This is a genomic window from Bacillus haynesii (assembly GCF_014042035.1).
Lineage (GTDB): Bacteria > Bacillota > Bacilli > Bacillales > Bacillaceae > Bacillus > Bacillus haynesii.
This window is the reverse complement of sequence record NZ_CP059494.1, coordinates 611,840-631,058: the sequence shown is the minus strand read 5'-3', so window position 1 is coordinate 631,058 and position 19,219 is coordinate 611,840. Positions and strand designations below refer to the sequence as shown.

21 protein-coding genes, 1 pseudogene and 1 riboswitch are annotated in these 19,219 nt (G+C 45.7%); of the genes and pseudogenes, 4 read left to right on the top strand and 18 right to left on the bottom strand.

All coding sequences use genetic code 11. The features are described from left to right. Positions 1-32 precede the first annotated feature (32 nt). From H2R00_RS03140 to H2R00_RS03130, 3 genes are all read right to left on the bottom strand, one after another. Entirely contained in the window at positions 33-524 is a 492-nt protein-coding gene (locus H2R00_RS03140) for a YpuI family protein (protein WP_154994286.1), read from the bottom strand. A gap of 114 nt (positions 525-638) precedes the next feature. After that, a complete protein-coding gene (gene scpB, locus H2R00_RS03135; RefSeq protein WP_182070445.1) occupies positions 639-1,232 on the bottom strand; it encodes an SMC-Scp complex subunit ScpB in 594 nt (197 codons plus the stop codon). Continuing rightward, entirely contained in the window at positions 1,222-1,977 is a 756-nt protein-coding gene (locus H2R00_RS03130; RefSeq protein ID WP_154994282.1) for a segregation/condensation protein A, read from the bottom strand. The genes scpB and H2R00_RS03130 overlap by 11 nt, the downstream gene beginning before the upstream one ends. 181 nt (positions 1,978-2,158) lie before the next feature. Between H2R00_RS03130 and H2R00_RS03125 the strand changes: the two genes are divergently transcribed. Together H2R00_RS03125 and H2R00_RS03120 are read left to right on the top strand one after the other, a co-directional pair. Then, positions 2,159-2,254: a YjcZ family sporulation protein gene (locus H2R00_RS03125; protein ID WP_003183108.1), complete on the top strand. Its 96-nt coding sequence runs from the start codon at positions 2,159-2,161 to the stop codon at positions 2,252-2,254. 120 nt (positions 2,255-2,374) lie between these two features. Beyond that, the gene (locus H2R00_RS03120; protein ID WP_182070444.1) at positions 2,375-2,896 is read left to right on the top strand and encodes a DUF309 domain-containing protein; all 522 of its coding nucleotides are present in this window, start codon (positions 2,375-2,377) and stop codon (positions 2,894-2,896) included. Between the two features lie 10 nt (positions 2,897-2,906). On the opposite strand, the gene H2R00_RS03115 is transcribed toward H2R00_RS03120, so the two are convergent. The 11 genes and pseudogenes from H2R00_RS03115 to H2R00_RS03065 all read right to left on the bottom strand — a co-directional run bounded on the left by H2R00_RS03115 (position 2,907) and on the right by H2R00_RS03065 (position 12,792). Then, positions 2,907-3,281, bottom strand: a complete 375-nt coding sequence (locus H2R00_RS03115) for a GNAT family N-acetyltransferase (RefSeq protein WP_020452011.1) — start codon at positions 3,279-3,281, stop codon at positions 2,907-2,909. 101 nt (positions 3,282-3,382) lie between these two features. Further along, on the bottom strand, positions 3,383-3,847 hold the full coding sequence (ribH, locus tag H2R00_RS03110) for a 6,7-dimethyl-8-ribityllumazine synthase (RefSeq protein WP_154994278.1): 465 nt from the start codon (positions 3,845-3,847) through the stop codon (positions 3,383-3,385). A 34-nt stretch (positions 3,848-3,881) separates the two neighbouring features. After that, a complete protein-coding gene (locus H2R00_RS03105) occupies positions 3,882-5,078 on the bottom strand; it encodes a bifunctional 3,4-dihydroxy-2-butanone-4-phosphate synthase/GTP cyclohydrolase II (RefSeq protein WP_182070443.1) in 1,197 nt (398 codons plus the stop codon). A gap of 22 nt (positions 5,079-5,100) precedes the next feature. Next, a complete protein-coding gene (ribE, locus tag H2R00_RS03100; RefSeq protein WP_154994274.1) occupies positions 5,101-5,748 on the bottom strand; it encodes a riboflavin synthase in 648 nt (215 codons plus the stop codon). Between the two features lie 11 nt (positions 5,749-5,759). Then, positions 5,760-6,848, bottom strand: a complete 1,089-nt coding sequence (ribD, locus tag H2R00_RS03095; RefSeq protein WP_182070442.1) for a bifunctional diaminohydroxyphosphoribosylaminopyrimidine deaminase/5-amino-6-(5-phosphoribosylamino)uracil reductase RibD — start codon at positions 6,846-6,848, stop codon at positions 5,760-5,762. Positions 6,849-6,956: 108 nt separating this feature from the next. Continuing rightward, positions 6,957-7,107: riboswitch (FMN riboswitch) on the bottom strand. A 101-nt stretch (positions 7,108-7,208) separates the two neighbouring features. Then, positions 7,209-7,553 carry a hypothetical protein gene (locus H2R00_RS03090; protein ID WP_043928407.1) on the bottom strand — a complete coding sequence of 115 codons (345 nt, stop codon included), beginning with the start codon at positions 7,551-7,553 and terminating at the stop codon, positions 7,209-7,211. Between the two features lie 262 nt (positions 7,554-7,815). Next, positions 7,816-10,005, bottom strand: coding sequence for an RNA ligase (locus tag H2R00_RS03085; protein WP_182070441.1), 2,190 nt, complete (start codon positions 10,003-10,005; stop codon positions 7,816-7,818). Positions 10,006-10,143: 138 nt separating this feature from the next. Beyond that, a pseudogene (locus tag H2R00_RS03080) lies at positions 10,144-10,582 on the bottom strand (Hsp20/alpha crystallin family protein). A 157-nt stretch (positions 10,583-10,739) separates the two neighbouring features. After that, positions 10,740-11,009, bottom strand: a complete 270-nt coding sequence (locus H2R00_RS03075; RefSeq protein WP_154994268.1) for a hypothetical protein — start codon at positions 11,007-11,009, stop codon at positions 10,740-10,742. Beyond that, positions 10,999-12,129, bottom strand: a complete 1,131-nt coding sequence (locus tag H2R00_RS03070; protein ID WP_154994266.1) for a Rap family tetratricopeptide repeat protein — start codon at positions 12,127-12,129, stop codon at positions 10,999-11,001. The genes H2R00_RS03075 and H2R00_RS03070 overlap by 11 nt, the downstream gene beginning before the upstream one ends. 225 nt (positions 12,130-12,354) lie before the next feature. Continuing rightward, complete coding sequence (locus H2R00_RS03065; RefSeq protein WP_003183133.1) at positions 12,355-12,792, bottom strand: peptidylprolyl isomerase; 438 nt, start codon at positions 12,790-12,792, stop codon at positions 12,355-12,357. A 337-nt stretch (positions 12,793-13,129) separates the two neighbouring features. Between H2R00_RS03065 and H2R00_RS03060 the strand changes: the two genes are divergently transcribed. Continuing rightward, positions 13,130-14,026: a DUF1002 domain-containing protein gene (locus H2R00_RS03060; protein WP_176274792.1), complete on the top strand. Its 897-nt coding sequence runs from the start codon at positions 13,130-13,132 to the stop codon at positions 14,024-14,026. On the opposite strand, the gene H2R00_RS03055 is transcribed toward H2R00_RS03060, so the two are convergent. Beyond that, positions 14,023-14,883, bottom strand: a complete 861-nt coding sequence (locus H2R00_RS03055) for a poly-gamma-glutamate hydrolase family protein (protein ID WP_182070440.1) — start codon at positions 14,881-14,883, stop codon at positions 14,023-14,025. The genes H2R00_RS03060 and H2R00_RS03055 overlap by 4 nt on opposite strands. Before the next feature lie 237 nt (positions 14,884-15,120). Next, the gene (gene lysA / locus H2R00_RS03045; RefSeq protein ID WP_154994258.1) at positions 15,121-16,440 is read right to left on the bottom strand and encodes a diaminopimelate decarboxylase; all 1,320 of its coding nucleotides are present in this window, start codon (positions 16,438-16,440) and stop codon (positions 15,121-15,123) included. 364 nt (positions 16,441-16,804) lie between these two features. Between lysA and H2R00_RS03040 the strand changes: the two genes are divergently transcribed. Beyond that, the gene (locus tag H2R00_RS03040; protein ID WP_154994256.1) at positions 16,805-17,134 is read left to right on the top strand and encodes a hypothetical protein; all 330 of its coding nucleotides are present in this window, start codon (positions 16,805-16,807) and stop codon (positions 17,132-17,134) included. A 44-nt stretch (positions 17,135-17,178) separates the two neighbouring features. Here H2R00_RS03040 and H2R00_RS03035 read toward each other — a convergent pair whose 3' ends face one another. Both H2R00_RS03035 and spoVAEA read right to left on the bottom strand, forming a co-directional pair. Beyond that, a complete protein-coding gene (locus H2R00_RS03035; protein WP_154994254.1) occupies positions 17,179-18,651 on the bottom strand; it encodes a spore germination protein in 1,473 nt (490 codons plus the stop codon). Next, positions 18,611-19,213, bottom strand: coding sequence for a stage V sporulation protein SpoVABEA (spoVAEA, locus tag H2R00_RS03030; protein WP_154994252.1), 603 nt, complete (start codon positions 19,211-19,213; stop codon positions 18,611-18,613). The genes H2R00_RS03035 and spoVAEA overlap by 41 nt, the downstream gene beginning before the upstream one ends. Between the last annotated feature and the right edge of the window lie 6 nt (positions 19,214-19,219).

Here is a 19,219-nt window from a genome sequence, read left to right as displayed (position 1 = left end):
AAGGGGGAGTTCCGGCACACGGTTCATTTAAGCTATGATCTCGGCTGAACCATCTTCATCCGATAGTCAGTCGCATAGTATTCCAATTCTTCTCTCATCGATTGATATTCTGTTTCAAGCGAAGCCATCAAATTTTTTAATGAGGCCGGCGCTGGTTCGTGAAAGCAAATGGCGTTTTTTCCCGTGTAGGCCGCTCTGCTGTCTTCGTACCAAGTATCTTTTTTCGGTGTGAAAAATTCTTCTATGCATCGATGATAGATCTGATAGAGCGTCCTTTCAGCGGCAGCGTCCTGAAAAGGATCCTGCTGCAGCCTGATTCGGCAGGCCGCAAGCCCTTCTTCACAGTAAACCGCCAGTTTCCTCAAGTTGCTGAGGACATCGCGATAATAATCTCTTCTCCCGGGCTCTTCAGCTTCAAGGGATGAGAGCGTTGTTTCGTTTAAATAATCGCTCAGCGTCTGAACGGTCTGTGCTAAAAATTCGCCTGCCTGCTCGGTTTGGGCTCTTGCCATAGATTTTCCCATTGGTGTCGGCACCCTCTCCTCATCGCTTTGTTACAATCGTATTCTTTCATGAATGAAATTAAACATAAAAAATACGATAATATATATTATCATACTTCGGTCCTTAAGGTGAATCTATTTTAAATCTTCGAACGTCTGGTTAAAGTTCTCAAAGAACAGATCGGCTTCCTCCTGAACCCCGTCTTCTTCTACATTTTCGGGCAGCGGCGGAAGCTCTTCTAGCGTCTTTAAGCCGAATTGTTCAAGAAATGTTTCTGTTGTACCGTACAAGATCGCCCTGCCCGGTCCGTCCGCCCGGCCTACTTCGCACAACAGCGCTTTTGCGACAAGGCTCTGGAGAATCCGTTCAGATTTGACCCCTCTGATCTCCTCGACTTCCGCTCTCGTAATCGGCTGCTTATATGAGACGATGGCCAATACCTCGAGGGCAGCCTGAGAAAGCCCTTTTGAAGGGGCTTCAATCAGCTTTTTCAAATAGACGGCGAATTCTTTTTTAGTCGAAAGCATGTACGTATCCGCGTACTCGACAAGCTCGATGCCCCTGTCTTCTTTTTCATAGGTTTCTTTGACATCAAGCATAATATCCTGTAGCTCGGCTTCATCGACCTCTAAGACCGATAATAGCTGTTTTTTTGTCAGGCCCTCGTCGCCGGCGGCATACAAAAGCGCTTCGACAATGGCTTTCCAATTCACGATATCAAGCGTCATGAATCGCTTCACTCCCTGTTATGTAAATGTCTGAAAAGTTGTGTTCCTGTTCAATGATGATCAGCTGGTTTTTCATCAGCTCCAAAATCGCCAAAAACGTCACAACGAGATGCTCTTTCTGCTCGTACGGGAACAGTTCCATAAAATGCATCCTTTTGCGGGACGTTTTCAAACAGTCGACGATTTGCGTCATTCGTTCTTCTATCGGTATTTCCTGTCTTGAAATTCTTGTTTCAGACGGCCGGTTGATTTTTTTACGGTTCAGCACCTTTTGAAACGCCCCGAGCATGTCGTAAACGGTGACGGACAGCTTTTGCTCGCTGAGTTTGATTTCCTTGGCGTAGTCGCTTAAGTCGCTCGGCGGCTTTGCGAATGCTTTTTGCCGCTCTTCCTCGCGCTCCTTTAAATTTTGTGCAGCACTTTTGTACTTTCTGTACTCTATTAATTTTTCAATCAATTCTTCTCTCGGGTCCTCTTCCTCCTCGAGAAACTCTTCGTCAAACAGCTCTTCTTCCTGCTTTGGAAGGAGCATTCGGCTTTTGATGCTGAGAAGGGTCGCAGCCATCACCAAATACTCGCTGGCCACGTCGAGCTCAAGTTCGCGCATCGTGTGCACATATAATAAATACTGCTCGGTTATCTTCGCAACAGGTATGTCATAAATGTCTATTTCAAGGCGGTTGATTAAGTGCAGCAGCAGATCCAGGGGTCCTTCAAACGCCTCGATTTTCACCTGATATTCCATGTCATTTCTCACCATTTTCAAAATCGCTTCTAAGCCGGCTAAAACTGGCTACCCTTTAGTATAAATTACGCGTCTGCATGAAGTCCAATATAATTTAAGAAGCTTTGGCATCCGCCTATACGGTTTGAGCGTATCCTGCATAGAATACTGTGTAAAATCTTAAATCTGAGGAGGGAACAACATGGGAGGTAAAGGCTTCGGCTACGGCGGAGGATTTGCTTTGATTGTCGTTCTGTTTATTTTGTTGATTATTGTAGGAGCGGCATGGATCTATTAACATAAAAGATGAGAAGCGTCCGTTGCCGGGCGCTTTTTTCACTGCTTGGATATATCAGCCGTTTTTCCTCCGTTCCGTTCTTATGATACACTTTAACGGAAACTTAAAGGAGGATGTCAGATGTATCCCCAAGCTTATATCGATTACCTGGCCGAATTTCATGGGGCAAGGGATTATTTTGAGTGCCACGAAATTCTAGAAGACCATTGGAAAAAGGACCCTCCCGGCGAACGGAAATTATACTGGGTCGGGTTGATTCAGCTGGCTGTCGCGCTCTACCATCAGCGGAGAAACAATTTTGCCGGTGCAGAGAGATTAATGGCGAACAGCATCCGCATCCTGGCGTCCGAAAAAGACGCAGTCGAATCACTCGGATTGGATTACAGCCGCTTCATCGAACTGTTAAGGCAGACTTACCAAAAAATCGAAGCCCATTCTCCTTATGAAAGCATCATGCTTCCGATCGCAGATGAAGCATTGATTAATGCATGCCGGAAACAATGCGAAAAAAGGTCATATGAATGGGGAGCAAACGCTGCACCAGACGCCTTTATCATTGAGAAACACCGGCTGAGAGACCGGACTGAAGTGGTTGCCGAGAGGGAAAAACAAATCGAACGGCGAAAAAAGAGCAGAGGCTAGAAGCCTCTGCTCATTGGTTATATGTGATGTCTTCATTTTCGTGATCCTGACAGCGCTCAAAGAATCCTTTAGTTAATTCATTCGGAACCAGCGGTTTAGGTGCAAACATTTGCGAAATGGCCGACACCATTTTTTTACCGATTCCCTGATGACGGTGAGACGGGTTTACACTGATATGCTTGATCTCGACTTCTTCTTCTCTTTTCTCTACTCCTACACAGCCGACAATATCCTCGCCTTCTTTCCATAGGAACAGTTGCCTTTCAGTGTCCGTTTCATAGTCTTTAATTGTCTGCTGAAGCTGCTTGACGTCCTTCTCATTCGGCATAAACGAAAGGAGCCCCATCGCAATCTTTTCGAATGACTTTTTATAACGAATTAACATAAATACCCCTCAATATATCAAAATGTGGATCTAACGAAGGCTAGTCGCTTCACATCACATTATAAACATTTTTATAACCTTTTTAAACTCTTTTTCGGTAATTATTGAAGCGACCGGGTCAGGTTCGCCATTTCAATCGCTGCCGCGGCAGCTTCTGCACCTTTATTTCCTGCTTTTGTTCCGGCGCGTTCTACCGCCTGCTCGATCGTGTCTGTCGTCAATACACCGAAGATCACCGGAACACCTGTTGACATGCTGCTCGCTGCAATCCCCTTTGCCGCTTCATTGCAGACATAGTCATAGTGGCTTGTTGCCCCTCTGATGACTGTGCCCAGTGTAATCACGGCGTCGTATTTTTTCGTTTCAGCCATTTTTTTGGCGATCAGCGGAATCTCGAATGCCCCGGGAACCCAGGCGACATCAATATCATCAGCTTTGACCCCATGTCTCAGCAGCGTATCTTCTGCACCGCTTAGAAGTTTGCTTGTAATAAAATCGTTGAATCTTGCCACAACGATCCCAATTTTCAAATCTGTTCCAATTACATGACCTTCTATTTTATTCATATGAATCCCGTCCTTTTTTGTGATTGATTTTAGTTTAAAAATGAAGCATATGCCCCAATTTTGATTTTTTCGTTTTTAGATACTTTTCATTATCTTTTTTTGTCTCCATCTGCAGCGGCACCCTGTCTGCGATCGTCAACCCGTAGCCTTCGAGACCGGCAATTTTTCGCGGGTTGTTCGTTAACAGCTTCATTTGCTTCACGCCGAGGTCTCTTAAAATTTGGGCGCCGATCCCGTAGTTGCGAAGATCTGGGAGAAAGCCGAGTTTTTCGTTAGCCTGCACGGTGTCATATCCTTCTTCCTGCAGCTTGTAAGCTTTCAGTTTATTGATTAAGCCGATTCCTCTTCCTTCCTGTCTCAAATACAGGAGCACGCCCCGGCCCGCTTGTTCGATTTGCGCGAGCGCAGCGGCAAGCTGCGGGCCGCAGTCGCAGCGGTAAGAGCCGAAAACATCGCCCGTCAGGCATTCCGAGTGTACGCGGACAAGCACAGGCTCGTCCCCGAAAGGTATGTCGCCTTTGACGAGGGCTATATGTTCTTTGTCATCGATTTCGTTTGTATAGCCGTAAACCTTGAATGTACCGAATTCGGAAGGCAGCGTAATCTTCACTTCTCGGTTGATCAGCGTTCCCTTGCTGTAGCGGTATTCGATCAAATCTTTAATCGTAATCATTTTCAAGCCGTGCTGATCGGCTATTTTTTTGAGTTCAGGCACCCTTGCCATCGTGCCGTCTTCATTCATGATTTCGCAGATGACGCCGGCCGGCGCGGAACCGCACGCTTCTGCAAGGTCAACGGCCGCCTCCGTATGTCCGGCTCTTTTTAAAACGCCGCCTTGTTTCGCAATCAGGGGGAAAATGTGCCCCGGTCTTTTAAAATCGCCCGGAAGCGCGTGATCATCGATCAGCGACATGACGGTCAACGACCGCTCCTGAGCGCTGATCCCCGTCTTTGTATCGCGGTGATCCACACTGACTGTAAATGCCGTGTGATGAGAATCGGTATTTTCGTCTACCATCGGATGGAGGTCAAGCCGTGAAGCGATCTCTTCATTGAGCGGCGTGCAGATCAACCCCCTTCCGTGCGAAGCCATAAAGTTGATCACTTCAGGTGTTGCGTATTCTGCGAGCGCAACGAAATCGCCTTCGTTTTCCCTATCCTCGTCATCGACCACGATGATGACTTTCCCTTGCTTCAAATCGCGTATCGCTTCTTCAATTGTGTGAAACATCAGGCACGCAGCCTCCTTTCATTTAAAACCCGTTGTCTTTAAAAAATGATTCAGTCAATGGTTTTGTCTGTTTTTCTTGTTTTCCTTGGTGGAGAAAGCGGTAAATGTATTTGCCGATCATATCGCACTCAATGTTGACGATGCTTCCGGCCTTTTTTTCCGGAAAAATCGTTTCATCCAATGTGTGCGGGATAAGCGAGACTGTTACTTGATCCTCCGTCAGTCCAAAAATGGTGAGGCTGACGCCGTCTACGGCGATCGAACCTTTTAACACAAGCATTTTGGCCAGTGAAGGGTCAAGTTTTAAATCATAGTATACGGCGTTAGCCGCTTTTTCTATGCGCACGATCGATGCAGTGCCGTCGACATGCCCTGACACCATATGCCCGCCGAAGCGGCCGTTTGCCGCCATCGCCCTTTCAAGATTGACGCGGCTTCCTTTTTTTAATGTGCCGAGTGATGTTGCTTTCAGCGTTTCAAGCATGACATCCGCCGTGAAACTGCCGGAACCGAACTCATTTACGGTCAGGCAGACTCCGTTGACAGCAATGCTGTCGCCGAGCTTGACATCTTCGATCACTTTGTTGGATTGAATGACTAAAGACATGGCGCTTCCCGCCTTTTTCATGTCCAAAATCGTTCCGACTTCTTCAATGATGCCTGTAAACATATGCCACCGCCTTATTCTTTTATCGGTTTTGCCGCCAGCTTTATATCCTGGCCGATCTTGGTAATGGTTGTGAAATGCAGTAAGGGGACATCTTTCATCGATTGAAAGCCTTCACCGGAGAGGATGCTGGGAGATTGCAGCCCTCCGATTAATTTAGGGGCAAGATAGAAGATCATTTGCTGATAGAGTCCTTCTTTGACGAAGCTTGCGTGGACCGTTGCGCCTCCTTCGACAAAGACTGAAGCGATGCCGCGATCTGCAAGGTGCAGAAGCACGTCGCGCACCGGAAGTTCATCCGCATCCAGCACGGTTACCTGTACGCCTTCTTTTTCCAGGTTCCGAACCTTTTCGGGATCTGCCTTGGACGTCGTGTAAATCCAAGTTGGCGCTTCTTTATCCTGAATCACTTTTGACTGAAGCGGGATTGACAGCGTCGTATCCAGAACAACACGCACGGGCTGATTCACCGCACCAGGGAGACGGCATGTTAAACTCGGGTCGTCTGCTTTTATTGTGCCCGATCCGACTAAAATACTCTGGTGATTTTTTCGGTATTGGTGAGCGTCCATTCGCGCTTCTTCAGAAGTAATCCACTTGCTGTCGCCTGTTGTGGTAGCGGTTTTGCCGTCAAGGCTGGCAGCGGCTTTTAATGTCACATACGGAAGGCCAGTCTGCATATAATGCATGAACTTTTCGTTCAGCTCTTCCGCCTGTTCTTTGAGAACGCCTGTTTCCACCTCGATCCCGGCGCTTCTCAGCATCTCGATTCCTCTTCCGGAAACGAGTGGATTTGGATCTTCCGCTGCCACGACCACCCGCTTCAAACCGGAACGAATAATCAATTCCGCGCAAGGAGGCGTTTTACCGTAATGGCTACACGGTTCAAGCGTCACATAAATGTCGGCTCCTTCCGCATGGCGGCCTGCCATTTGAATGGCATGCACTTCTGCATGCGCTTCGCCGTATTTTAAATGGGCTCCCATTCCGACCACTTCGCCGTCTTTGACGACAACGGCTCCGACATGCGGATTGGCCCCGGTCTGACCTTCGCCCTGCTTCGCAAGCTCCAATGCAAGATTCATATAATGCGCATCTGTCATGAATTTCCCTCCCTTCTTCCAAAAAAATAACCCCGGATGTCGATCCGGGGGTTTGTTTTTGTGCATGAGAAATAAAACTATGCTTATTCATTATTTTTACATAGTCTCTTCATCCTTCTCCCATCCAGACTTTCACTGTCGGCTTCAGCTTTTCACTGAATCCACCGCTTTGCACGAAGCACAGCGGGTCACGGGCTCTAAAGCTGTCTCTCGCTTTATTACCGCCGGTCGGGATTTTCACCCAGCCCCGAAGGATACAATCGATATTTACTTGTCCTTATGCGTAATTATAGCGGCCGTATATTAAAATTGCAATGAAAACTGCTTGCACAGAAAAACCCTCTGAAAAACAGAGGGTTTTTAATCTGCCACCTTGACGACTTTGATTAATCCGTCGATTCTGTTGGCATTAGAGAAGTAGGCCTTTACTTTGTCTCCTTCTTTAATGTCGGACAGATCCTGGTTGAGATTTTTCGCATTAAAAATGATCTTCGTTCCGTTATCTGATACCCCGTGGTATTCAGTGCCGTCAATTTTGGTGATCTTATATTGATAAATGGTATAGTTCTTTTCCTCAGATGAGACGGTTTGGCTGAGCGCCGTTGAGACATCCTGAACGCTTCCGTTTTTTAAATAATAAAAGCCTCCGGCCAGTACGGCAGCCAAAACGAGCAGAACCGTGAGCTTGAATTTTATTTTCCCCATGATCAAAACCTCCAGAACACGTTCTGAACTATCCTATGTTTATTTCCTGTGAATGATGAAATAAAACACATTCGATTCAGACGGAAAATATGTGGTTTTTAAGTATAACGCAAAATGAAGGGAAATCGTTTCATATTCAGACGAAATACTACTTATAACCTACGAATATACATTCTGATTTAGGGGTGTGTATGAAAAACAAGCTTAGAAATTGAGTCTAAATAACTATTTTCAAAAAACCGTTTACTGTGTTTTCTTCGCTTTAGGTTTCGCTGTAAAAGTCGTTTCGGATGGCGATAACGGACTGATTTTTAAAATACTCGCTGTCTTTCGTTTTTGCCCAGGCGAGAAACTTTACATGCTCGGAATGGAACAGCGCATCGTGTTGGGACGAGCTAGCAGCAGCCGCGCCGAATCTGTGTTTGATTTTGCGTACGAACTTCCAATATTGATAGAAAGGTAGTTTCAATTTTGTCATAAATCCTGCCGAGTCTTCAATCACATATCCTTCCTCTTCAATCGACGGGTTATTTGACACAGATAGGTACCATTTATAAAAATCGGTCCACTGGTGAAAAGCAATGACTTTTTGCTTACATTCTACGCGATATGTCTCGGCAAAACGGACGACGTCTTCATACGGCAACTTTTCATATTTCATTTGCCTTTTGACAATGTCGAGAAGGACAAGCTTGTCCGATTTGTACTCGATAATGTGCGGATCTTTTTCTGGCAGCACGACTTCAAACACTAATGAAACATTGCGTTTTTTTACATATTCTTTTATATCCTCTATCTGTGATGCGTCAAATGTTTTGTGAAACAGTTCTTCCACCCATTTTGCATGGCCGTCTTTTTGTCCGCTTGCCGATGTATAGGATTTTGAGGTGAAGACGAGCTCATCGGTTTCAGAATTGTAGCCGACCGTTCCCAAAAATCCATTCGCCTTATCATAAACGGTGACCGGAAAGCGCAGCGTGTTAACGAGAACATGCATTTTCGTCATCAGGCGCTCATCGATGTTGAAAAATTTGTTGTAGCTTCTGCTGACAATTTCATTGGTGTTTCTGTTGATAAACAGCCCTCTTGCCTTCATGCTGACGCTGTCCCATTTTCTCTCCTGAAAAGCCTTCCTCGTAAAGTTAAAAGAGGAAATGCCGCCAGCTAATTTTTGCTCAGACACATAATCGTGTTCGTCCAAATGCTTTAGAAAATGTTCGACCGTCAGCTCCTCGTGTTCGTGATGAGAAGTAAGCGGAGGAGCGGAAGTTTTAAACACCTCATTTTTAATTTCATGTGTTTGAATTCCCGACCGATCGATGGTGACAACTCTTAAATGCCCACCGTGCTCCACCTGCCCTTCCAGGTTATATGATTTTGCGGCTGCATGCACTGGAAGCCGGAACATGTTTCTGTGCCCGTGGATTTGAATGATGTTCCGCCCTTCCATATTTTTCGTAAAGACATGGTCGATATCTGTCTCATATCCGCCGACACCGTTGATCAGCTGGCTGGTAGCCGTAAACAGAAGGTTGTCAGGGAGCGCGGAAATGCCTCCGTGCGTGATGATGTAAGTGTCTTCTCCATACGTGAAGTAGACAATTTGGTGGAAGCGCCTGGCCAATTCCCTGATATCCTTTTTATCAAAGCCTGCTTCGTCTAATTCCGGTTTGGTCTTCTTGTTGAACACGCTGCTTCTTGTCTCTTCATCATGCCCGTATTGCTTTAAGTATTTATCATGATTTCCTTCGAGCAAAACCACATTTTTGCGGTCTTTGATACTGAGCAGAAATTGAACGACTTTTGCGTTTTCTATTCCTCTATCAAGCATATCGCCTGTAAAAATATATAACTCGTCATCTTCAAGTCTGCCTTTCAAATAGGAATCAAGCACCGTAAAACAGCCGTGCACATCCCCGATGACATGTATTTTTTTATAGCTGTCAAGCCGCCTCGGCTTATACTGCATCACATCGTCAAATTCTTCCGGCTTGATGACCGTTGTCCAGGAAGGCGCCGGTTCAGATAAAATCCGCTCGTGCATGGCGTGAACCACGCTGTCGGGCACCCGTTTATGCTCTATCCTCTCCCGGTTTCTCAACAGAGCGGTCTCAAGCGGAATATCGGAAAAATCAACCACATACGCTCTGTAGCGATACTTTAAAACAAGAGCTTTATAGCCTGAAATCATGCTTTGTTTCGCATGTGTGGCATCAACGATGGCGAATTCTCCCCTTTCCATCCTTTCTTCAAGCAGGCTGAACAAAAGCTTCCATACCTTGCCGTCATTTTTTTGGGAGATGTCGTATTTCCCTTCCAAATTTAACACGGGTGTCTGATGGATCAGCCTCAGCTGATCAGCAGACAGCGTATATTGATTCAATTGATGATCCCTGATCCAGGTCGATTTCCCGGTGCCAGGGCAGCCTCTAAGCAGTACCAAAGTCCTCATTGTTGATCTCCTTATTTTAGTTCTGATGAGTTTTATTATAAAAAATTTTAGCATTCCTTCCAAGAATATACGTACTTTTTTGCTATTTGTTTCAAAAAATAAAAAAAAAGTCCCCTAAAGGGGACCTTTTTCGTGTCCTTAATGAAATTCCACATCTATCCTCTTTTTATCGTCCTGCTTGTCTTTCGGCATTCTCACTTCAAGCACGCCGTTCTTATAAGGAGCTTTTATCTCTTCATGGCTGACTGGAGCCGGAAGCGCGACTGATCTGTGAAACCGTCCTGTAAATCGTTTTTTCCGGTGCATGTTTTCTTCTTTTACTTCGTTTGATCTGTTGATGGATCCGCTAATATGAAGCATATTGTTTTCAACCTCGATATGAACATCTTCTTTGCTTTCAAAGCCGGGGAGATCACAGGACGCGACGATTTCATTCCCGGCTTCATGCACATCAACCCTGATATCGCCAACGCCATGCTCCCCTCCAAAGTTCGCCGGAAAATCGGCAAACACCCGATCAAACTCTCTTCTGATCGTATTTCAAATGTTTAAATGGTTCATAAGGTACTAACGGCATTTTCTTTCCTCCGTCATGTTTTCATAAGCTTATGATTTCTGTACGCTTTGATTTATGCATGCCTGTATGAGACCAAGCTCAGGGCGGAAGCGGCTTTTTATCGGACATAAAAAGAGCAGTGCTGATATAGACCAAGCACTGCCCTTTTACGAAAATATTAAGTTACATTTCGTTCTCCGATATGAATCGGTGACGTTTTGACAGATGTTACGTTTCTCTCAGCAACTTGCACCGGTGCGGATGTTACGTTTCTCTCGGCGATTTGCACTGGTGCGGATGTTACGTTTCTCTCGGCGATTTGCACTGGTGCGGACGTTACATTTCTCTCGGCGACTTTCATACCATCTGTTTGCGTCATCAGCACAGCACTTGCCAAAGAAAGTCCTGCTACTGAAGCAGCGGCGGTTAACAACAGTTTAGATTTCATACGACCAGTCCCCTTTTTTCATTTGTTTTCGAGCACTGAATACCGTTTGATAGAAATAAACAGAGTCGCTCAAGCGCCCAATTTCATTATAGTATTCAGCTGCTTCCAATGCCAAGTCCTCAATATCGGGATACATCTTTTTTGACCCGAGCAGCTGAAAAGTTTCGAGCATTGGAGCCCTGCCGTCATCATCAACATACAAGGCTTTTAAAAAATGAAATTTTGATAGATAGATCGAATCGTCCGATCGGCGGGCGATGTCAATTCCTTTGTTTAACGCGTCATCCGCCTGTTCGAGCTGCTTCAGCTTGAAATATGCAAGCGCAAGACTGAAAAACGCTTTTGGAAGAATATCTGATGACTCTTCTTGATAAATCGCAGCAGCCCTGTTGAAGTATACGGCTGCCTGATCGAAATCCCCCATCTTATAATAGCAGTTTCCCAAATTATAATAGGTGTGTCCTTCCAATATGAGCTGGCCTTCTTGCTGTGACAGCTTCAGCGCCTTTTCAAGATGTGACAGCGCTTTTTCATTCGACTCCAGATCGTCATAGTTCCCTGCGATGACGAACTCGCATTGGATTCTCCGAACCTTGTAAGTTTCATGCGCCTGATAGGTTTCAATCGCTTGAAGCGCATAGTTCATCGATACATGGCTCTGTTTCATATGATAAAACACTTCAGCCATTTTAAAATGAAACTCGGCTCTCTCTATTTCGTCCTCGACGTGCAGCAGCTTTTTTTCGGCGCGCCTGTAAAAAGAGATCGCTTTAATATAATCATGGTTTTTATATTCATACATCCCTCTAAAAAAGTTAAAATAATATTCAAGCAGGCCTGTCAGTTTTCCTTGTTCATCTTCGATATCTTTTAATATTTCAGAAAAGTCAGGCGGGGTTTCGCCTTCTTCCAAAGGTTTTACGTAATCAAGCATGATTCTGTGTCTGAATTCCATTAAGGCGTAATACAATAATAAGTCTTGATCCTCTTCCATTTGAGAAATTTCGCGCTCAATTTCTGCCTTCAGCATTTCGGCGTCCGTGACATTGAATTTGCGTATCGCGTTATACCAGTCATTAATTTTTACGCCGACTGCCGTCGATGGGATTTTTACGCTCACCCCTTACGCCCCTTCCTTTTTTACAGTTTGCGTTCTCTATCTAGCTCTTCACTTGAATATATTTTACATAAAGGGTCATTTTTTCACAATTATTTTATTTATTAGCATCGTAATTTCCTAGTAGAATGTGGACGAAGAATCGGTCCCTGGTCCTGTTGCACCTGGAAAATGAACACCGTTTCAGACAAAAAAACAGCCCGGCTAAACGGGCTGTTTTTGTACTTTCTATGCGTCAAATACTTCGACTTTTTCCATGCCTTGTCCCTGCTCCATTGAAGTGACGGCATCAAGACCTGATGTGACCTTTCCGAAAACGGTATGAACGCCGTTCAAGTGCGGCTGAGGCTCATGGACGATAAAGAATTGGCTGCCTCCGGTATCTTTTCCTGCGTGAGCCATTGAGAGAGAACCGGCTTCGTGTTTATGCGGATTCCCTTCTGTCTCGCATTTAATCGTATATCCAGGCCCGCCTGTTCCGGTGCCGTGCGGGCAACCTCCCTGGCTGACGAAGCCCGGAATGACGCGGTGGAACTTCAGCCCGTCATAAAACCCTTCGTTTGCAAGTTTTTCAAAGTTGGCGACAGTTCCCGGCGCCGCATCCGGATATAGTTCAAACTCGATTTTTTTGCCGTTTGTCAGTTGTATGTATCCTTTTTTAGCCATCTTGATTCTCTCCTTTCATTTCACAAGGGTCATTATATCATATAGAAGAAGCACAGAGCCAATCGACCTGAAATAAACGCCGCTCTTGTATCGCTTTTGTAAAAGATTTTAAAAAAAGGTTGAATCGCCTGTGAAAATCATGAATGATAAAAGAGCGGTGTGATACGATACCGGGAGGGCATTTGACTTGAAGAGAAATTTCTCTCTTCTTTTCTTTGAAACCTCCCTCATCTTTCATCCGTCTATATTTCGGAACGCATTATTTCCGTTCCGGCAGGCTTCTTTAAAAGTACAGCAATTCTGCCTGAAGCCTGCATTTTTAAGGAGGGCATTGAGCTTGAAAAAATCGATACTAGGAATCTTTACAGCATTGTGTCTGCTCATTTTCCCGCAGGTCAGCTTTGCTGACGCCGCAGTGGGTGATGTCATCGTCACGCTGGGGAAAGACTTGTCAAGCCAGGACAGACAAAAAGTATTAAAAGAAATGAATGCGCCTGAAAATGCGACCATCATCGAGGTGACAAATGATGAAGAGCATAAATATTTAGGGGATTATATACCGAAATCACAAATCGGATCAAGAGCGATTTCTTCTTCTTCAATTACCGTAGCGAAAAAAGGCACCGGTTTGGAAGTTCAGACACACAATATCAGCACAATTACAGATGAAATGTATTTGAACGCGCTGATGACAGCCGGTGTAAAAGACGCCAAAATTTATGTCACCGCTCCGTTTGAAGTGTCAGGCACAGCCGCTTTAACCGGATTGATGAAAGCGTATGAAACGACTTCGGGCGAAAAAATTTCCGAAGATGTGAAAAAGGTCGCGAATGAAGAGCTTGTCACCACTTCAGAGCTTGGCGAGAAAATCGGCAGTGAAAACGCGTCGGCGCTGATGGCCAAAGTCAAGGAAGAAATCTCGAAAAACGGGGTTCCTGAATCGAAAGAGGAATTGGAGAAAACGATTGATTCGGCTGCCTCCGAATTGGGCGTGACGCTCACAGAGGATCAGAAACAATCTCTCATTTCTTTATTTAATAACATGAAAAATATTAATATCGACTGGAACCAGGTTGGAGACCAGCTTGACAAAGCAAAGGATAAAATCACGAAATTCCTGGATTCTGAAGAAGGACAAAATTTCCTTCAAAAACTGATCGACTTCTTTGTGTCTCTGTGGAACGCCATCGTTTCCGTATTCACCAGCGGCGGCACCTCAGAGTCCAACGGTTAACACAACTGCCAAAACACCTCCTTTTTCAATTGAAGGAGGTGTTTTATTTTTGCAGAGGGGAAGTCCCCTCCGTCTTCTTCATAGTTTTCATGAATAAAATCTGTCAGCAGTTTTGTAAATCGGTAAAACGTTTCGTTTTGCGTCGCTGCCCTGTCTTTTAGTGTGAACCGATCGAATAAAGATTTGCGAAAACCTGTGCTCATTTCAAGCTGAATGCTCAGCCCGGAAAGCGACTTGTTGGCGATGTTATTCGGATGGGTTCCGGCATACTTGTCGTCTGTCGCCAGCATTTCAGCGGCAAACCCCGAGCGGTTCAGCTCATCAACCAATATTCTGATTTTGGCGCGGTCTGTCCCGCCCACTTTAATATGGCGGTCTTCACTGTAATAGCCGTGAAGCGACATGACGTACCGGTGGCTTGCAGTGATTGCGAGAGCCGCTGGCTCGTCAAAACGCGTGCTTGTAATGTGAAGGTCCGTATTGCCTGATGATTTCAGCCCTTCAAACAAGTATAGGGAATAGTTTTTGGACACTTCATTGGCGATCTCACTTGTTCCGGGTTCGATGCCGCCTCCATGGATGGCCATGATAAGCATCGGCACTCTTGCGTCCTTCTCCGTCATTCGGTAAGACGCCGGATCTTCATTCCGCTCCAATTCTTCAAAGCTTGAATATTTATCACCGGACTGTGTTACACTATGGGCCGCAGCAGAATATGGGAATGAGATCACAGCAGAAATTAATAAAATATTCACAAAACTGTTTATTGCTGTAAAACGCTTCACTGTGTTACAATCAACACATTGCTTCAGGCACTGGAGCATGCGGTGGAGTAGGGATACTTTGGCCGGTTTCATCTACTCCGCCTCTAAATCCACGAAATCAGCAAAACTCATCCTTTTCACCTTGATCATTGCCTTTATCATCTCCTTTGTTAAATTTTTGTTAAATTCTCAATATTATATACAATTAGCCCGGTCGCTGTTCTATGCATGTCATAATCTTTTTTACAAAAAAACACCTCCCGATGGCCGGGAAGTGTTTTCAAGCTTGAATAAAAAATGGAGACTCCCCTTGAGGGAATCTCCATTTTTTTATTGTTTTACTTTCGATTTCAGCGGCAGATCCAGCTTGACGATATCCTCATACGTCTCTCTTTGAATGACGAGCTGCGCTTCTCCATCCTCGACAAAGACGACGGCCGGGCGCGGAATGCGGTTGTAGTTGTTGGCCATGCTGTAGCCGTATGCACCTGTGCAAAAAACGGCTAGCACATCTCCGTCACGGACTTCGGGGATTTCCAAATCCCAAATCAGCATATCTCCGCTTTCACAGCATTTTCCTGCGATCGATGCGGTATCATGACAAGCATCATTCATCCTGTTGGCGACGGCCGCTTCGTATTTTGCCTCATAAAGCGCCGGTCTGATATTATCGCTCATGCCGCCGTCGATGGCTACATATTTGCGAATCCCCGGCACCTCTTTTTGCGAACCGATAGTGTACAGAGTAGTCCCCGCATCTCCGACGAGAGACCTGCCTGGTTCGATCCAAATCTCAGGGATGTCAAAGCCAAAATGCTCGGCATTTGCTTTGACCGCCTCGATGATTTTTTCAACATAAACATCAGCTGCGAGCGGCTCGTCGTCTTTTGTATAGCGGATGCCGAAGCCCCCGCCAAGATTGAGCACTTCCGGGATGAATGAGTAAGTCTCCCTCCATTCAGCCAGCTTTTCAAAAATCTTGTCTGCTGCAAGGACAAATCCTGCCGTATCAAAAATTTGCGAACCGATGTGACAGTGCACACCGAGGAGCTTAAACGCAGATGAGCGAAGAACTTGTTCGATGGCTTGTTCGACCTGTCCATTGTGCAGATCAAAACCGAATTTCGAATCTTCCTGTCCCGTCGTAATATAATCGTGCGTGTGCGCTTCAACTCCCGGCGTGATTCTGAGCAAAACGTCTACAGTTTGTCCTGATCGGTTGCAAAGCTCTTCTGTAATGGCGATCTCGTGAAAGTTATCGAGCACGATGCAGCCGATTTGATGCTCCAGAGCCATGGCTAGTTCTTCAGGGCTCTTATTGTTTCCGTGAAAATGAATCCGCTCAGCTGGGAACCCTGCTTTGATCGCAGTGAAAAGCTCTCCTCCCGATACCACATCCAGTGACAGCCCCTCTTGTTCGGCAAGCTGAATCATGGCAACCGATGAAAACGCCTTGCTTGCATACGCTACCTGCGCTTTTAAACCGGCTTCCGTGAATGCCTTCTGGAATTTTCGGGCGCGCTCTCTAATCAGCGCAACATCGTATACATAAAGAGGTGTTCCGTATCTTTCTGCCAATGATAGAACATCGACACCGCCGATTTCGAGGTGTCCTCTTTCATTTTGTCTGCTAGTACCATGTAAAAACAATTGTCATTCCCTCTTTCTCTATCTACAAAGGTGCAAGGGGCGGTCCGGTTGCTGCCCGATGCATCTTCCGGCTTCATGATAGTGCGATTCTTATGTTGTATTATAACATTTCATTTTAAAAACTAAACCACCATTTGTCCAAATTTTCTTGATTTACAAAGGGAATAATTCCCTGAAAAACTAATCCATTCTATTGATTCTAGAATAACAGAAAACAGCACTTGATAGAAATAGGCATACACAACGTCCATTCAATTAAAAAAAGAACCGAAAAACCGAGATTTTCGCCCATACAAATAGGCATTTACCTGAATATAATCTTAAAGATGAAACCCAAAAAACGAAGTGGGAAAGAGGTTATCATATGTATCCAAATCGTTACCCCTACACTCCGGCTCCCGGCTATACACCGGAAAATGCATACGACCCTTATCAGCCGGCTGCACATGATGAGCAGAGAATTTATGAGCCTTATGAAGGGCAGATTATTACAGCTCCGGCGAATACGAGATTTTGGCGGAGAGGAACTGAGGTTTTCCTGCATTCGTCAACGATTGACCCGTTCGGCCGCGAAATGTTGTATGTCGTCTATCCGATCAGAAGACAGAACAACATTTGCAGCCTCCGGGCAGTCGCGATTTCTGCCAACGAATACAGAGGCATCGGGACTCAAAGACCGGAATTTGATTACTGAAAAAGAGGCTTTTCCCTGGGGAAAAGCCTCTTGGAATGCCGGGTTCACGGCTGTCTGGACCGGTTTCTCGGATGAACGATGCTCGGCCTGACTTTTCCCCCGGGAACAGAAGTGCGCACGAGAACATGCCAAAACGCTTTTCCATTGAACGGGAGGAGCGGCCATAAGTAAGGAGTCCGCAATGACCTGATCGAAGTCATCACTATAGTTAAGATCGTTAATCCGATGACAAATCCCTCTACTTTAAAGAGCGCTACCAATATCAGCATAAACAGCTTCACCATTTTATTCGCCAGACTCAGCTCGTAGCTTGGTGTCGTATAAGCTCCGATTGCCGAGAGGGAAACGTATAAAATGACTTCAGGAGAAAACAAGCCGACATTGATCGCGATATCACCGATCAATACGGCAGCGATCAGGCCCATTGCAGTCGAAAGCGCCGTCGGCGTATGAATGGCGGCCATTCTTAAAAATTCGACGCCGAGATCCGCCAGGAAAATCTGCATGATAATCGGAATATGAGTGTCTTTGTTTAAACCGATAAACGATAAATTATCAGGCAACAGTGACGGCTGAATGACAAACAGCAGCCAAAGCGGCAGCAAAAAGGTGGAGGCCAAAATACCGAAAAACCGCACCCACCTTAAAAACGTTCCAACAGCCGGCGTCTGTCTGTATTCCTCAGCATGCTGTACATGATGAAACAAAGTGGTCGGCGTAATGATGACGCTTGGCGACGTATCGACGATCACGATGACATGCCCCTCTAAAATATGGCTTGCGGCTACATCCGCCCTTTCCGTAAACCTGACGAGCGGAAACGGGTTGAAGCCTTGGCCGACAAGGAATTCCTCTACCGATTTATCCGACATCGGCAGCCCGTCGATCTTCACATCTTCAATCTCTTTTTTTAATACTTCAACAAGATCGGGATCTGCGACATCTTCCAAATAGCAGAGACAGATGTCTGTTTTGGAGCGTTCACCGATATGAAGCATTTTATAGCGCAGGCGCTCATCTCTGATCCGGCGTCTGATCAGGGCTGTGTTGACGATAATGTTCTCGACGAATCCGTCCCTTGCACCGCGTACGACTTTTTCTGTATCAGGCTCTTCCGGCGTTCTGCCCGGATAGCTTCTGACATCGATGATAAAAGCAAACCCCGCATCTTCGACGATGATGGCAACCAGTCCTGACAACACTTGGTCGACCGCTTCATCAAGCGTTTCTGCTTTTGAAACCTGCTGGTTCAAAAGCCTGTTTTCGACAATCTCTTCAACCTCGCCCGACTCTTTTTCTTTATCATTCAGATGCACGAGTTCCCTTAACAGGTGAATGATGTATTGTGTGTCGCACAATCCGTTGACATAATAAAGTTGAACTTCATGGCCGAGAATAAAGACCTTGCGTACGCCAAGGTCAAAGCTTTCTCCCATGCCGACCCGCTTCTTAAAATACGCTTCATTCTTAGAAGGATCAAGGAATACGTTCGTCTTCTCCTGCTTTTGAGCACTCATGATACCCGCTCCTTTCTAAAATGAGCTCGACCGCTTTCATTGTAATCGGCGAACCTTTTTCCACATCGTCTTTTCTGTTCATCTTACCGATATCACCGATTCCGACAATGATCGGAACATCCAGCTGGTCAAGGCAATAGACCGTATCACCGTTCATTCGTTTGACATCAAGCTCTTTGACCCCGTGTTTATCGACGCCGTACTCTGTCAGTTCGCCTTCTGCATCGATTGATACATCGACCCTCGTCCACTCTGCATAATGAGTTTTTGAAGCGACGGCGATGACCCCGAGCACCTCGATACCGGGATGTACCGCCACATATTTCATAGCTGTCTCTCCCGGCCCTTCGCCTTGAAGTCCGGAATCATCAAACATGACGAATACAGGATCATGAGGGGTTTGCAGGATCATGGATACAAGCTCCGGTCCTGTTTTAACGCTTGGATTCCCCGCCGATTGGGAAATGCAACGGCCACCCGTTTTTCTTGCTGCATATTCGATTGCTTTTGCAGCGTAAATATCGCCGTCTGTGACCAAAATGACCTTGCGTTTTGCTGGCATTATCCT